The 14005-nt window shown below is 69.1% G+C and carries 11 protein-coding genes; 5 read left to right on the top strand and 6 right to left on the bottom strand.

What is annotated here, in order from left to right; genetic code table 11:
- Nucleotides 1-721: 721 nt before the first annotated feature.
- Both trxB and trxA read left to right on the top strand, forming a co-directional pair.
- Nucleotides 722-1699: a thioredoxin-disulfide reductase gene (gene trxB, locus ABZ801_RS02615; RefSeq protein ID WP_360691807.1), complete on the top strand. Its 978-nt coding sequence runs from the start codon at nucleotides 722-724 to the stop codon at nucleotides 1697-1699.
- Nucleotides 1700-1743: 44 nt separating this feature from the next.
- Entirely contained in the window at nucleotides 1744-2058 is a 315-nt protein-coding gene (trxA, locus tag ABZ801_RS02610) for a thioredoxin (protein ID WP_344942304.1), read from the top strand.
- A 698-nt stretch (nucleotides 2059-2756) separates the two neighbouring features.
- Here the strand turns inward: trxA and ABZ801_RS02605 are convergent.
- Nucleotides 2757-2996, bottom strand: a complete 240-nt coding sequence (locus ABZ801_RS02605; protein ID WP_360691804.1) for a hypothetical protein — start codon at nucleotides 2994-2996, stop codon at nucleotides 2757-2759.
- Between the two features lie 536 nt (nucleotides 2997-3532).
- Here ABZ801_RS02605 and ABZ801_RS02600 point away from each other — a divergent pair.
- Entirely contained in the window at nucleotides 3533-4402 is an 870-nt protein-coding gene (locus ABZ801_RS02600; protein WP_360691801.1) for a DEAD/DEAH box helicase, read from the top strand.
- Nucleotides 4403-4862: 460 nt separating this feature from the next.
- Here ABZ801_RS02600 and ABZ801_RS02595 read toward each other — a convergent pair whose 3' ends face one another.
- Complete coding sequence (locus tag ABZ801_RS02595) at nucleotides 4863-5480, bottom strand: GNAT family N-acetyltransferase (RefSeq protein WP_285496817.1); 618 nt, start codon at nucleotides 5478-5480, stop codon at nucleotides 4863-4865.
- 565 nt (nucleotides 5481-6045) lie between these two features.
- Here ABZ801_RS02595 and ABZ801_RS02590 point away from each other — a divergent pair.
- Together ABZ801_RS02590 and ABZ801_RS02585 are read left to right on the top strand one after the other, a co-directional pair.
- Nucleotides 6046-7281: a PLP-dependent aminotransferase family protein gene (locus ABZ801_RS02590; RefSeq protein ID WP_360692682.1), complete on the top strand. Its 1236-nt coding sequence runs from the start codon at nucleotides 6046-6048 to the stop codon at nucleotides 7279-7281.
- 71 nt (nucleotides 7282-7352) lie between these two features.
- Nucleotides 7353-8294, top strand: coding sequence for a D-alanine--D-alanine ligase (locus ABZ801_RS02585; RefSeq protein ID WP_344942296.1), 942 nt, complete (start codon nucleotides 7353-7355; stop codon nucleotides 8292-8294).
- A gap of 419 nt (nucleotides 8295-8713) precedes the next feature.
- On the opposite strand, the gene ABZ801_RS02580 is transcribed toward ABZ801_RS02585, so the two are convergent.
- The 4 genes from ABZ801_RS02580 to ABZ801_RS02565 all read right to left on the bottom strand — a co-directional run bounded on the left by ABZ801_RS02580 (nucleotide 8714) and on the right by ABZ801_RS02565 (nucleotide 13836).
- Nucleotides 8714-9226 carry an MFS transporter gene (locus ABZ801_RS02580; protein WP_360691797.1) on the bottom strand — a complete coding sequence of 171 codons (513 nt, stop codon included), beginning with the start codon at nucleotides 9224-9226 and terminating at the stop codon, nucleotides 8714-8716.
- 2261 nt (nucleotides 9227-11487) lie between these two features.
- On the bottom strand, nucleotides 11488-11652 hold the full coding sequence (locus tag ABZ801_RS02575; RefSeq protein ID WP_360691794.1) for a hypothetical protein: 165 nt from the start codon (nucleotides 11650-11652) through the stop codon (nucleotides 11488-11490).
- A gap of 451 nt (nucleotides 11653-12103) precedes the next feature.
- Entirely contained in the window at nucleotides 12104-13024 is a 921-nt protein-coding gene (locus ABZ801_RS02570; RefSeq protein WP_360691791.1) for a ParB/RepB/Spo0J family partition protein, read from the bottom strand.
- The gene (locus tag ABZ801_RS02565; RefSeq protein WP_344942374.1) at nucleotides 13021-13836 is read right to left on the bottom strand and encodes a ParA family protein; all 816 of its coding nucleotides are present in this window, start codon (nucleotides 13834-13836) and stop codon (nucleotides 13021-13023) included. Before ABZ801_RS02565 ends, ABZ801_RS02570 begins: the two co-directional genes overlap by 4 nt.
- Nucleotides 13837-14005 lie beyond the last annotated feature (169 nt).

Here is a 14005-nt window from a genome sequence, read left to right as displayed (position 1 = left end):
TCCGACCAGCGCCGCTCGTCCGGCCAACGCCGCTCGCCCAGCCAACGTCCCTCGTTCGGCCAACGCCCGTCGTCCGAGCACCGCCCCTCGCCCCGCCAACGCCCCTCGCCCCGCCAACACCGCTCGCCCGGTCAACACCGCTCGCCCGGTCAACACCGCTCGTCCGCGCCAGCGCCCCTCGTTCGACCAGGCCCCTCGTCCGCCTTCTCCGGGCAACGCCCCTCGTCCGGCCAGCGTCCAGCGTCCGGTGGCTTCCGCTCAGCTCGTTAGCGAGCAGTGCAGGCTTCTCCAGGCGCCTGGCGATGCCGTCGCCGTTGCCGTGGGAAGGCGTGAGCTGTGGTTCGTCGGACTGCTGTCGCCAGGGACGGCAGAACGTCACGGCGAGCCGCCGTCGAGTGCGTCAGACCAGCCTCCATGCCGCCCCGGCGGCGGGGCCAGGCCGCTTTCAACCGGCTCAAGCTTCCGGTCACAGAAAGCCCATGTGGCTGTGCCCCTGGTAACGGTGGTCGTGGTTGAGGGCCGGGCTGCCCCGGCCGGGAATCCCCGGGCCCTAGGATCGGTTGACGCGACTGGCAGGCCGGGTCACGCGCTCTGAGCGTCGAGCACCGAAAGGTACGAATTCGCATAAGGGGCATGATGTTGCAGAGGGCGCGTACAACGACACCGTGGCGGTCACGGCATCGTCCTGCACCTGAGGCGAGCAGAGGAGAGGCGCAGAACAGTGAGCGACGTGCGTAACGTCATCATCATCGGGTCGGGCCCGGCGGGATACACGGCCGCGATCTACGCCGCCCGCGGCGACCTGAGGCCGCTGGTGTTCGAGGGTTCGGTGTCGGCCGGCGGTGCGCTGATGAACACCACGGACGTGGAGAACTTCCCCGGCTTCCCCGACGGCATCCTGGGCCCGGACCTGATGGACAACCTGCGCAAGCAGGCCGAGCGGTTCGGCGCCGAACTGGTGACCGACGACGTCACCGAGGTCGACCTGACCGCCGACCCCAAGATCGTCAAGGTGGGCGACGAGGTCTACCGCGCCAAGACCGTGATCATCGCGACCGGATCGGGATACCGCAAGCTCGGCCTCGACGGCGAGCAGCGGCTGTCGGGGCGGGGCGTGTCCTGGTGTGCCACCTGCGACGGGTTCTTCTTCCGTGACCAGGACATCGCGGTGGTCGGCGGCGGCGACACCGCCATGGAAGAGGCCATCTTCCTGACCCGTTTCGCCCGGTCGGTCACCGTGATCCACCGTCGCGACCAGTTGCGCGCCAGCAAGATCATGCAGGACCGGGCGTTCGCCAACGACAAGATCCGTTTCGTGTGGGACAGCCAGGTCGTGGAGATCCTGGGCGACGACCGCCTGGCCGGCGTGCGCCTGCGCAACACCCGGACGGGCGAGGAGTCCACGCTGGAGGTGACGGGGCTGTTCATCGCGATCGGGCATGATCCGCGCAGCGAGCTGTTCGCCGGGCAGTTGGACACCGACGCCGACGGGTACCTGATCGTGCAGTCCCCGACCACCAGGACCAAGATCCCTGGCGTGTTCGCCGCCGGGGACGTGGTCGACCACGTCTACCGTCAGGCCATCACCGCGGCCGGCACCGGGTGCGCCGCCGCCATCGACGCCGAACGCTGGCTGCAGGAGCGCGGACAGGCCGAGACCGTGCCGCAGGATCCGGCCGAGCTCACCCGTCAGGGCTGAGCCGGCGAGGCGGTCCGCCACCTGACGAACACGAAGGAGACGCCATGAAAGCCGTCACCGACGCGGACTTCGACACCGAGGTCCTCAAGAGCGACAAGCCTGTCCTGGTCGACTTCTGGGCGGAATGGTGCGCCCCCTGCCGGATGGTGGCCCCCGTCCTGGAGGAGATCTCGGCTGAGCACGGCGACAAGCTCGAGATCGTCAAGATGGACATCGACAAGAACCCCAACGTGCCGCAGCGGTACGACATCGTGAGCATCCCGGCCATGTTCGTGTTCAAGGACGGCCAGGTCGCCCGCCAGATCATCGGCGCCAAGCCGAAGTCCGCGCTCCTGCGCGACCTCGCCGAGTTCATCTGACCCTCGCCCTCCCGCGGCGAGCGCAAAGCGACGGGCTCCGTTCCGGCCTCTGGGACGGAGCCCGTCGCCATAAGCACAGTCGCCGCCGCCCCTCAGGAGGGCGGCTGTCTCCGCGAGCCCACAGAGACGGCCCGTACAGGAGCACGCGGCAGCAGTCGGGATGCAGTCATGACCGGGTGGATCGCCTCCGACTGGCCCGACCGCCGCCACCCGCATCGGTCTTCCTAGAGCCACACGGTGCACGAGGAGGCGAATCGCGAAAGCGATGAACACCCCATTCCCAGCGGATGCCGCGGGAGCCGGTGGCCATGCCGAACTCGATGAAGTGGACGCTGCGGTAGGCGGACATGCGGCAGGTCGGCCGAGTCGCCTTAGGGCCGTGAGGGCGTCGGGGCGCCCGATGCAGTGGCAGCGGGCGGCATGGCGGACGGGTGGAAGCGCACCTCCACGGGCAGCATCGGGGCGACCGTCGCCCGACGGCTGGCCGCCACCGGGGTCCGCGATGGGGTACTCGTGCTGCGGGGTGCGGAAGCCGCGCCCCTCCTCGGTGCCGGGCGGGCCGGTAGGCGGGTGGGACGGGTTGGAACCTGGCAGACGTCAGGGCAAGCGGTGCTGTAGGGATTAGGGCCTGCCTCGAAGTGGCCTCAGCCGCGCGCGAGCGCGTTGCCTGGCCGGTGAGGCGATGCCGGAGGCGAGCGTCACCGGGCAGATCGCGAAGCGATGTCGCGCTCGCCAAGGCCCGGTGAGGTGCGAGCCGCCAGGCGAGCGTCGTGGGCCGGGACTTTGATGAAACACAGCCCAGCTCCGTCCGGGAGGAAGCGCGGCAGCGCGTCCATCTCGATGACGACCAGCAGACCGCCGGGGCGCAGGGCGGCGTGCACGTCGCCGAGCATCCGGTCCGGGTCGGCGACGTGATACAGCGATGAGGCCGCCCGCACCAGGTCGACCGAACCGATCAGGGCCAGGCGGCGTCCCGGTCGCCCAGACCGTTCGGTGGCTGGGCCGCATGATCGTCACAGGGTGCGGTGAGGGTAGCCGAGTGCCAGCGGAATGATGCGGCATTGACGTGTGGTCATGGATCTGAGCGCGGAGGCTCTGCTGGAACCGCCCTCGGGGACGTCATCCCCTGGGGTCCACAAGATGCGCGACGGAGGGCAAGGTGTCGCGCAGCACCAGGCCCAGCAGCACCCGCCACCGCGCCCGGCGGCGACCACGCCTCCCCCGGCTGGCTCCTGGCCGCCTGGATCATCGTCGACGGGACGCCCGGCGACCATCATCCGCCAGGCGGTGTAGCCGGTGTCGCGGGGCAGAGAGAATTTCGACCACTTCGAGCGTCGGGTGGCGTGGTGCACGCCGTCGGCGCCAACCACCACGTCAGCAATGCAGGTGCCGCCAGGGTGGTCGATGTGCCGCCGGGTCCGCACCTGGTGAACTTGGACACCGTTCGCATCATCGTGCTGAACAAGCCGACCACATGGCCGACATGGGCTTCCTGCCCGACGTCACCGACATCCTCGACCAGGCCCGGCCGGGCGGGCAGCGGCTGCTGTTCTCCGCCACCCTGGACAACCCGGTGACGCACGCCATCGGCCCAGTGGACGAGCCCGTCGCGACCATGGACCACCACCTGCTGCTGGTGGCGCCCAAGGAGAAGGCCCTCATCACCGCCGAGATCGCCAACCGGGAGGGCCGGACGATCCTGTTCGGCGCCTCGGGCGGCAACGCCTGCTGCAGGATGGCGAGCAAGTCGGCGCGGTGCAGAGGTCGCGCGCTACCGTCCCGCACGAGAGGAGAGGAGCACCCGGCGGCCTTCCTGCCCATCAAACCGACAGACGTGACCAAGGTTTCTTGTGAAACATCTCTGAGCAGGCCTGACGACAAACCATACGGAGGTAACTTCCGTAGATCTTTCTCTCGAAGAGCCAGCCGCTTCAGCAGCGCCCCTGATGTTCCTATGGCTGGACCCGCTGATTCGTGTTCCGGACCACCTGGAGGAGATCGGCTTGAAGCCGCCGCAGGACGTCCGGCCTCGACCAGCTTGCGCGCCGCGCTGGTGACCTGGCGGGACGGCGACCGCGCCGCCGCCCTGCGCACCTGGGCGGACGCCGGGCGCGTGCATGCGGGCGAGGACCGCGACGACACCCTCTCAGCGCTGCTGGCCGACTGGACTCGGCGTGGCCGCTACGGGCGGGCCACCGCGCCGACCGGGCTGCGTCAAGTGAACGCTCTGGCCATCGCGCCGGACGCGACCGCCCTGATCGCCGTGGGCATCGCCGGGGACGCCGCAGGCGGGGGCGGCGTCCCCGGACCGGCCGCCCGGCTGCTGGCGCGGCGGAACCGGTAGTCGACGGCCTGATCTAGGCCATCCTGGGCGACCTGGCCGTCATGACCTGCATCCGTGTCGCAGACGAGAGCGGGGTAAGCGGACGCCACGTCCGTCATCTCTTCATGGGCCAGCAGGCTGTGGGGCGGTCATTGGCTTAACGAGGGAGGCGAGGGCACCGCGGGAGGGGTCCCGAAGACGCTGGCGGGACCTGAATCTCTGCTCCCGTGGCAATCGAGGTGCCCAGAGGGTCCAGAGCCGGAGCTCCCGTATCGTCCGCGGCAACCGGCCAACTACACGGGCCAAGGGGCTGGCGGATTTCGGCCACCGAGCGTCTGTCCACGGCCCCACGTCTCGTCGCCACAACGGCCAGGCGAAGAATCCCCGGTCGGGCCGGCCGGTTCGGCTTCAGAGAGCCAAACGAGTGAGGCGCGCGGCTCGCAGGCGGGGCGCCCCATACAGACGGGGCTCTCAGAGGCGCTCAGACGGGCCGGAGGGCACCTTCCGGGGTCATGGAGCCCAGGAGCCTTTCCAACGCCACCTCGACGTCTTCACGCCATGACAGAGCCGACTTGAGCTCCAGGCGCAGCCTCGGATAGCGGTGATGCGGCCGGACGGTCTTGAAGCCGACCGAAAGGAGATAGTCGGCAGGCACCATGCAGGCGCCGTCCTCCCCCTTCAGATCTCCGAATGCCTCGATGGCCTTGACCGCACGCCGTGTGAGGTCCTTCGCGACGCCCTGGACGAGCATCCGGCCCAGTCCCCCGCCGGCGAACTCCGGCAGGATGTGGGCGGTCATCAGCAGCACGGCGTCGGCACTGACCGGGCTGGTGGGGAAGGCGACAGAACGCGGTACGTACAGCGGTGGCGCGTACATGACGAAGCCCGCCGGCACGTCGTCCACGTAAACGATCTTTCCGCAGCTGCCCCACTCCAGCAGCGTGGAGGAGATCCACGCCTCCTTTTCCAGACCCGGGTCTCCCGTGTCCATGGCGCGATCTCGGCTGACCGGGTCGAGTTCCCAGAAAACACAGCGGCGGCAGCGACGCGGGAGGTCGTCGAGATTGTCCAACGTGATGTTGACGAGACGACGCGACACCGGATCGGCACCCCCTGAAGCTCGTTCGGCCGGTCCGTCTCTGTGGCGCGGTCGGAACCGGTGAACGAGCGTGCTCGCTGCGGGGCTTGCTGTGCGGAGCGCCACTTCGCGGAAAATCCCGGCAACGTTCCGGGACCCTGAGGCATCGTATCGAACAGCGGGCTTCTTTCCGTCGCGGTCGGCGGTCGGCGTTTGGTAAGCGGGGCAACGTTGGGCAAAGATGCCTCGATCATTCGTCGAGGGGGCTGTGATCCGGGTTTCTGACGGGTACACAGTGTCCTCCTATCGGTGCCTCGGACCATCCGTCCCGTCGCCGCTGGAAGGGGTCGACGGCCCATGACGGCGGGGTCTCGGCTTCGGCCACACGGGGAGAGGACCATCCGGGCGGCAACGGCGCTGCCCGGCCCCTCAGATCCAGCTGGCGTCCCCTCGGGGGGTTCCGCCACGTCAGCCCAAGGCCATGCCGTAGGTTTCTGGGTTATCCGATCACCCTTGGAGGTGCCTCGTGGAACAGCACTCGCGAACAGACGCCTACATCGACCGCTACGCCGCCCGTGCCGCCGGCATGGTGCCTTCGGAGATCCGGGCTCTGTTCGCGGTGGCCGACCGTCCCGAGGTCGTCTCCCTCGCCGGCGGAATGCCGTACGTGTCCGCGCTGCCGCTGGACAGGGTCGGCGAGATGATCGGCGAACTGGTGGCCCGCAACGGCGCGCAGGTGCTGCAGTACTCCTCGGCGCAGGGCGACCCGGTACTTCGCGAGCAGATCTGCGAGGTGATGCAGCTGGAGGGCATCCGCGCCAACCCCGACGACGTGGTCGTGACGGTGGGCGCCCAGCAGGCCCTCGATCTCATCGCGAAGATCTTCGTGGATCCCGGTGACGTGGTGCTGGCCGAGGCCCCCTCGTATGTCGGGGCCTTGGGCACGTTCGCCACCTATCAGGCCGACGTCGTCCATGTTCCGCTCGACGACGGAGGACTGATCCCATCCGCCCTGCGCGAGGCCCTGGAGCGTCTGCGCCGCGAGGGACGTCGGGTGAAGTTCCTCTACACGGTGCCCACCTTCCAGAACCCCGCCGGAGTGACGCTCACCCGCGCGCGGCGTGTACAGATCCTTGAGATCTGCGCCGAGTACGACGTGCTCGTCATCGAGGACAACCCGTACGGTCTGCTGGGCTTCGATGGGGAACCGATGCGGGCGCTGCGCGCGGACGACGCCGAACGCGTCATCTATCTCGGTTCGTTCTCCAAGACGATCGCGTCCGGGCTGCGCTTGGGCTGGGCACTGGCCCCCCATGCGGTGCGGGCCAAGCTGGTGCTGGCCGCCGAGTCCGCCGTGCTCTGCCACTCCAGCCTCTCGCAGCTCGCCGTGCGGGAGTACCTGACGACCCAGCCGTGGCGCGAGCAGATCAAGGACTTCCGGGTCATGTACCGGGAGCGCCGCGACGCGATGCTGGACGCCCTCAAGACCCTGATGCCCAAGGGCTGCACCTGGACTCGGCCGTCGGGCGGCTTCTTCGTCTGGCTCACCGTGCCGGAGGGCCTGGACACCAAGGCGATGGCCCCCCGCGCCATCGCCGAACGCGTCGCGTACGTGCCCGGCACCGGCTTCTACTCCAACGGGGACGGACGACGCCACATGAGACTGTCGTACTGCTACCCCGAACCCCACCGCATCCGTGAGGGCGTCCGTCGGCTCGCAGGGGTGTTGGAGGAGGAGATCCGCCTGCGGGACACTTTTGGAGGGGTGACCCGTGACGCGGCGTCCGGCGGTGTCGACACCCCGGGCCCCGGTCTGGTCTGACGGATTTTCGTCGGGAACGCCGGCTCCCCTGCTGGGGCCGGCGTTTTCCGTTCAACGTGAAAGGCAGTGGTGTGGAACTCGGACACGTGGTCGTCCTCGCTGGCGGGCTGTCGTACGAGCGGGAGGTCTCGCTGCGCTCCGGTCGGCGCGTCACGGACGCGCTGCGCGCCCTCGACATCCCTGTCGAACTGCGCGACACCGACGCGACGCTCCTGGACGCGCTGGCCACCGATCCCCCGGACGTGGTGTTCCCCGTCCTGCACGGGGCGGCCGGAGAGGACGGCTCGATCCGGGATGTCCTGGAACTCCTTGGCGTCCCGTACGTGGGCGCGCGACCGGACGCCTGCCGGGTCGCCTGGGACAAGCCCACCGCCAAGGCGGTCGTCGCTCGCGCCGGCCTTTCCACTCCGGCGTCCGTGGCGTTGCCGAAGGAGATCTTCCACGACCTGGGCGCCGCCTCGGTACTCGACCGAATCGTGGACCGCATGGGGCTGCCCCTCATGGTCAAGCCCACCCGTGGCGGCTCAGCCCTCGGTGCCTCCGTCGTCCGCAACGCCGACGAACTCCCTGCCGCCATGGTGGGCTGCTTCGCCTACGGTGACACGGCTCTGGTCGAGCGGTACGTCGAAGGCACGGAGGTGGCGGTCAGCGTGATCGAACGTGGCGGCGAGCCGTATCCGCTGCCCGCCGTTGAGATCGTCGCGGCCGGCGGGCGCTACGACTACACCGCGCGCTACGACGCGGGCGACACCGAGTTCGTCACTCCCGCCCGTCTCTCCCCCGAGGCCGCCGAGCGGGTCACCGCCGCAGCGGTCACCGCCCACCGCGCCCTCGGACTGCGTGACCTCTCCCGCACCGACCTGATCGTGGACTCCTCGGGCGAAGTCCAGTTCCTGGAAGTCAACGTCGCTCCCGGAATGACCGAGACCAGCCTCCTCCCCCGCGCCGTCGCCGCCGCGGGCTTGGACCTCTCCCAAGTCTGTCGCGACCTCCTCACCCAACGTTTCACGTGAAACATCATCGCCTCACACGGCCTCCCGCCTCCAAAAGCCTGGCAGCCTCGGAACCCTGCCCACCATTTCCTGTACGGGCACGAGCCAGGCATGCGCGCCATGGAGACCTTGACTTGAGTTGGCACCCATATCGGTGAGCGGCGCCTGGCCCTCGTACCGAGGCGGGCGGTGCCCTCGCTGTCGCTGGTGTGGGCGATCAGTGAGCATCTGGCTGAGACAGCGGGCCGGCCGTTTCAGGAGCACCCTCCGGCCGGCCTGCCGCCTGGCCCTATCGGAACCAAGCCGGCGGAAACCACAGACCATACGGCGTGGCTCACCCCACTGATACGCCGTGCGCCGCCAAGTCGCGGACGATACCGCGGTAGGCGCCCGCGCCCGCAAGCAGGTCCAGGAGAAGACCCGCTTGCGGGCCTAGCGGGTCAGGACGGTGTCGTGACCGTGGGTGGGTCGGTGGGTTGTGCCTGCGGCGCTGAGACCTTCGCGGGGTTGGAGTTCGCCAGCCACAGGCCGGTGAACACGGCACTGACCAAGGTGACGGCGCCAGCCGCGATGAAGGCGCTGTTGAGGCCGGCCTCGAAGGAGGCGCCACCGGAACTCCGGCTGTGGACGATGGCGCCGAGCACGGCCACGCCGAGCACCGCGCCGATCTGCCGGGTGGTGCTGCTGATGCCCGACGCGAGACCGCCCTCCTGCGGGCTGACCGCCGCGATGGCGGCGCCCGTCAGCAGGGACATGGTCAGGCCGAACCCGAGCCCGATGATCGCCAGCCGCCACCACACGTTGCCGTAGCCGGTGTGCTCGTGCACGAAGCCCAGCGCCAGCAGGCCCAGCCCGCCCAGTGCCAGACCGACGGTGACCACGATCCGGAAACCGTGCTTGGCGACAGGCCAGTCGGCGAGAGCGCCTAGCGTAAGACAACGACCGGAATCCAACCTTCCCCACGCTGTGCCGGGTCACCAAGGTGGAGGACGGGGCGGAGATCCGCCGGTGACACCGCACCACGGGTACGCCGGATCGCTGGGCAGAGAGGCACCTCAAAGCACCCCGCCAGGAGCGACGCTGGCAGCCCATGCCGTCCAAGTTCGGCGGTGGAAATAGGGCCCAATCGTGAAGGCCGATAGAACCACAGATCCAACCGCTTCGGAGGAATCTCCAAACCTGCCCGCCGCTCTGATCATTCAGCGGACCGGCTGGACGCGGTCGACGTCGCTGCTCATGACCCGCGTCAGGCGGTTGCGGCCGCAGTATCGTCCGGTTGACTTGACGGCGCACGGCGTATCAGTGGGGCGAGCTGGCGCGGTGTAATCCATGGTTCCCACCGGCTTGGTGGCGGTACGGCAGCCCGAGGGGGCTCCTGAAACGGCCGACCCGCCATCTCAACCAGATGCTCACTAATCGCCCACACCAGCGAACCCGAGGGCACTGCCGCCCCGCTACGAGGGCCAGACACAGCTCACCGATAAGGGCGCCAACCCAAGTAGGGTTCGTGGGCCGAGAGGCGACAGGTGGCCTCAGAACCCGCATTTCGTCGGGCCAGACGCGCGGGTCCGTGTCCAGACGGCGGGCGGCCTGCGCCACTGTAGAGGTGCGGTGGCTACCGCGCGCGTCCGATCTCGTCTCGCCTGGCGCATGAGAGAAGCAATGACCTTACCCCGCCCGCGCCGGAGGGCCATACCTAGGCGTCCGGTCCTGGAATGCCCCGGGAGCAACTCTCCGTGGTGACGAAGCAAACCGCTGGTGGGGTCTCGGCGCTAACGAGGTGATGGCCGAAGTAGGTCGAGCGGCGCTACGCGCGACGCTGTGCCTCCTACCCGAGGTTTCACGTGAAACCTCGGGGAGGAGGCACCTAGGATGCAGCACCTCCTACCGATTTGGGCAGGCCGACAAGGTGCCGCTACGGGCGCGGCTCACCTGAGGGCGAAGGCGCGGAATGCAGTTGCTTTTGCGGAGCCGCGAGCGAGTTGGGGAGCGATGGATCACGCCTGCCGCTCATGACCTACTTCTCCAGCCGTCCCAGGTGCCCGTCCAGATTGAGCAGCGTCTCCTCGCGGATGGCGCGTCCCGCTTCGCAGCTCCTGCCAGTCACCCAGCTCGCTGTTCATGGAAAGCTCTGCACATGGTGCCCGAGGCCGCCTCAACGACGGCCAGGTCCACGGCCCCATCCATATGGCGCCGCACCACTCGTATATACGTACAGCGGCAGGAGGCTGGCCCGGCGCGGAGACGTCCTGGTGCCGGACCGCGAAGGATGAAGGCCGCTGGACGGAGGAGGAGGGCGACAACCTCGCGTGGGTGAAGGCGGTGCATGACGCGCTGGGCCGTCGGGCCCGGTGCGGGTGGACGTCAAGAGCGCGGGTGGACGTCGACACCACAGGGCGGATGATCCGGGGCTGGACCGGTTCGACCTGGAGTACGCGAGCAGCCGTGCGCGACGTCGGAGAGGTTGGCACGGTGGCGTCGCCTGGTGGGCGCGCCGGCGGCGGCCGACGTCGATCCGCCCGGCCGAGAACCCGCTGAAGACGCGCTCGACGTTGCGGACGGCAGAACTCCCCCACCCGACCGGACTCCACACGATCACGGACACGAGTTCAACCCGCACCGACGACGGCAGGGGTGAGGGGATCTGCCTTCGGCACTGAACGCGTCGCCTGGACAGGTGTCGCGTCGACAGATACAACGTCCGGCTGCCGCCTTGACGGGCTGCCAGGCTCTTCCTCTACACCAGCGTGAGGGGCTGGCGATAGGTGCGCGGTGGCCAGCCACCCCAGCAGCGGCTCATTATCCAGGGCAGCGTGCCAGCCAAGCTGCCCGGCACCACGATCACTTCGCAGATCTCCTCAGTAGGGCCGGTCCTGGGAGGCGGTTTGGCGTCGCAGCCATGCACACGGCCTCACTGCGGCACGAAGGGTGGGCGCCAGGGCAACGCCCCTGGAGGCGTTCAGGAAGGCCGAGGCGGAGGTGGTGACGGACGCGGCGTTCTCCTGCACTACGTCAACGACTCCCCCGCCCCGCTCGGCCGCCTTCCTTGGGCGACTTCTCTGCCTTTGCGGACACTGCGGCCACGTCGTTGCGCTCCCGGCACGCCAACGCCGGGCTGGTGTCCCAGGTCGTCGCCCGGTGCAACTCATCTGCACAACTTCGCGCGACGCCTGCGGCGACCTGGCTGAGGACTTCGTCCCGCGCCCGGGCGGGTTCATCGTCCAGCGGGGGCGGCCGGTCCGCTCATCATCGGCGCCCGCCCGACGCACATCGCACGCAGGTGCACGATGTCGGGGTAGAACACGCAGGCGGTGGCCCGGTAGAACGGCACCCGGCTGGTGCAGTGCCAGACGTTGACGGCCGCCCCTGGGGCAACCACCTCGCCGACGTAGTGCGCCCTGCTCCGGCGCTGCTCGACTTGTCGTTCGCCATGGCCTCCCCTGGAGGTGATGAACAGGTCGAACCGGGAGGTTCAGCCGTTCCGCCTGCCCCGCACCTCGTTGGGCGGATGCGTGGGGCGGTGCGGGGTGGCGGTCATCTTCCGGGATCGGCGGGAAGTCGGCGAGATTGTGCTCTATTTGCTGCGAGACGCCGTTGACGATCTGGTGGTGCCGCTCGTTGGGCGGCTTTGTTGCCGTTGGGGCGAGGTGTGTACCTCGGGGGTCCAGCGGGTTTGGGGGGCTTTGGGACGGCGTTCGGCGGGGCGGGATGAAGGGGGTGTCGGGGGAGGACGAAGACGCCCCGGCGGTGTGGGCCGGGGCGTCGGTGGTCGCCGCGCGGAAGGTGGTCCGGGCGGCGGTCAGCAGGGGATGAGGGGGCGAGTGGTGGTGTTAGTCGTCGGGGTCCATCGCCTTGAGGATGCGTTCGAGGTCGTCCTTGGTGGCGAACTCGACGACGATCTTTCCCTTGTTGCGGCCCATGTCGACGCGGACTCGGGTCTCGTACCGGTCGGACAGGCGGTCGGCGATCTCCCTGAGCACGGGGTCGGCCGGCTGCTTGCGGCGGCCCTGGCGTGGTTTGGGGGGTTCTTCGGCCTCCCGCATCGTGATGATCTCGTCCACGGCGTGTACCGAGAGGCCTTCGGCCACGATGCGCTGGGCGAGGTGCTCCTGGGCCTCGACGCTGTCGAGGCGGAGCAGCGCCCGGGCGTGGCCGGCGGACAGCACGCCCGCAGCGACGCGGCGCTGGACGCCCGGCGGCAGGTTCAGCAGCCGGAGCGTGTTGGTGATGTGCGGGCGGGAACGGCCAATCCGCGCGGCGAGCTCCTCATGGGTGGCGCCGAAGTCCTCTAGGAGCTGCTTGTAGGCGGCCGCCTCCTCAAGCGGGTTGAGCTGCTGGCGGTGCAGGTTCTCCATCAGCGCGTCGCGGAGCATGTCATCGTCGCTGGTGTCCCGGACGATGGCGGGAATGGTGTCCAGGCCCGCCTTCCCGGACGCCTGCCACCGGCGTTCGCCCATGATCAGCTCGTAGTCGTGGTCCGGCGAGTCGATCTTGCGGACCACGATCGGCTGGAGCAGACCCACGATGCTGATCGACGCTGCCAGCTCGTCGAGCGCCTCATCGTCGAAGTGCTTACGGGGCTGGCGTGGGTTGGGCCGGATCGAGTCAAGGGGCAGCTCGGCGAAGTGGGCTCCGGCCACCGGCTGCATGTTCGGACCGGGTGCCGTCCCGTTGGCACCCGCGGAGTCGTCGGCGCCCGTGGGAAGCAGGGCGCCCAGCCCTCGGCCCAGTCCTCGACGCTGCTGGCTCACTTGGCGGCTCCCCGATGGGCCATCTCGGAGGCGGCTTCGCTGTAGGCCAGCGCGCCGCTGGATCCGGGGTCGTAGGTGATGACGGACTGTCCGTAGCTGGGGGCCTCGGAGACCCGGACGCTACGGGGAATGACGGTGTTGAGGACGATGTCGCCGAAGTGGTTCCGCACGTCCTCGGCCACCTGGGCGGCCAGGCGGGTACGGGCGTCATACATGGTCAGCAGGATGGTGGACACCTTCAGCACTGGATTGAGGTGAGCCTTTACCAGGTCGACGGTGCGGATCAGCTGACCGAGCCCCTCCAGCGCGTAGTACTCGCACTGGATCGGGATCAGCAGCTCGTCCCCGCCGACGAGCGCGTTCACGGTGAGCAGCCCCAGGGAGGGCGGGCAGTCGATCAGGACGTAGTCGAACTGACCCGTGTCGTAGGAGTCCAGCGCCCGGCGCAGCCGCGACTCCCGCGCCACCTTGGAGACCAGCTCGATCTCGGCTCCGGCGAGGTTGAGATTCGCGGGGGCACAGAAGAGGCCGGGGATGTCCGGGGCCGGCACCACGATGTCGGCCAGGGGCATGTCCTCGATCAGCACGTTGTAGATCGAGGGGACATCGGCGCGGTGCTCCACGCCGAGCGCGGTCGATGCGTTGCCCTGGGGGTCGAGGTCGACGACGAGCACGCGGGCCCCGTGCATCGCCAGCGAGGCGGCGAGATTGACCGAGGTCGTGGTCTTGCCTACGCCGCCCTTCTGGTTGGCGATCGTGATGATCCGGCACTCGGGTGGTCGAGGCCACTCCTTCTCCCGTCGGCCCGACATCGCCTTCGCGGTTGTTTCACGTGAAACCTTGGCGTCCTTGAGCGCCTCACGCACCAGTTCCGACTCCCCCTGAGATGGCCCCTGACGCGGACCCTGCGGCTGCTGCACGGCGCCACCGCCCGTCGGCACATAGCCGACGCTCTCCGCCGTCCCGGACGTCGTACTTCCC

This window comes from Actinomadura sp. NPDC047616, from assembly GCF_040642915.1.
Taxonomy (GTDB): domain Bacteria; phylum Actinomycetota; class Actinomycetes; order Streptosporangiales; family Streptosporangiaceae; genus Spirillospora; species Spirillospora miaoliensis.
The sequence above is the reverse complement of the archived record's forward strand: the minus strand, read 5'-3'. Positions and strand labels throughout refer to the sequence as shown.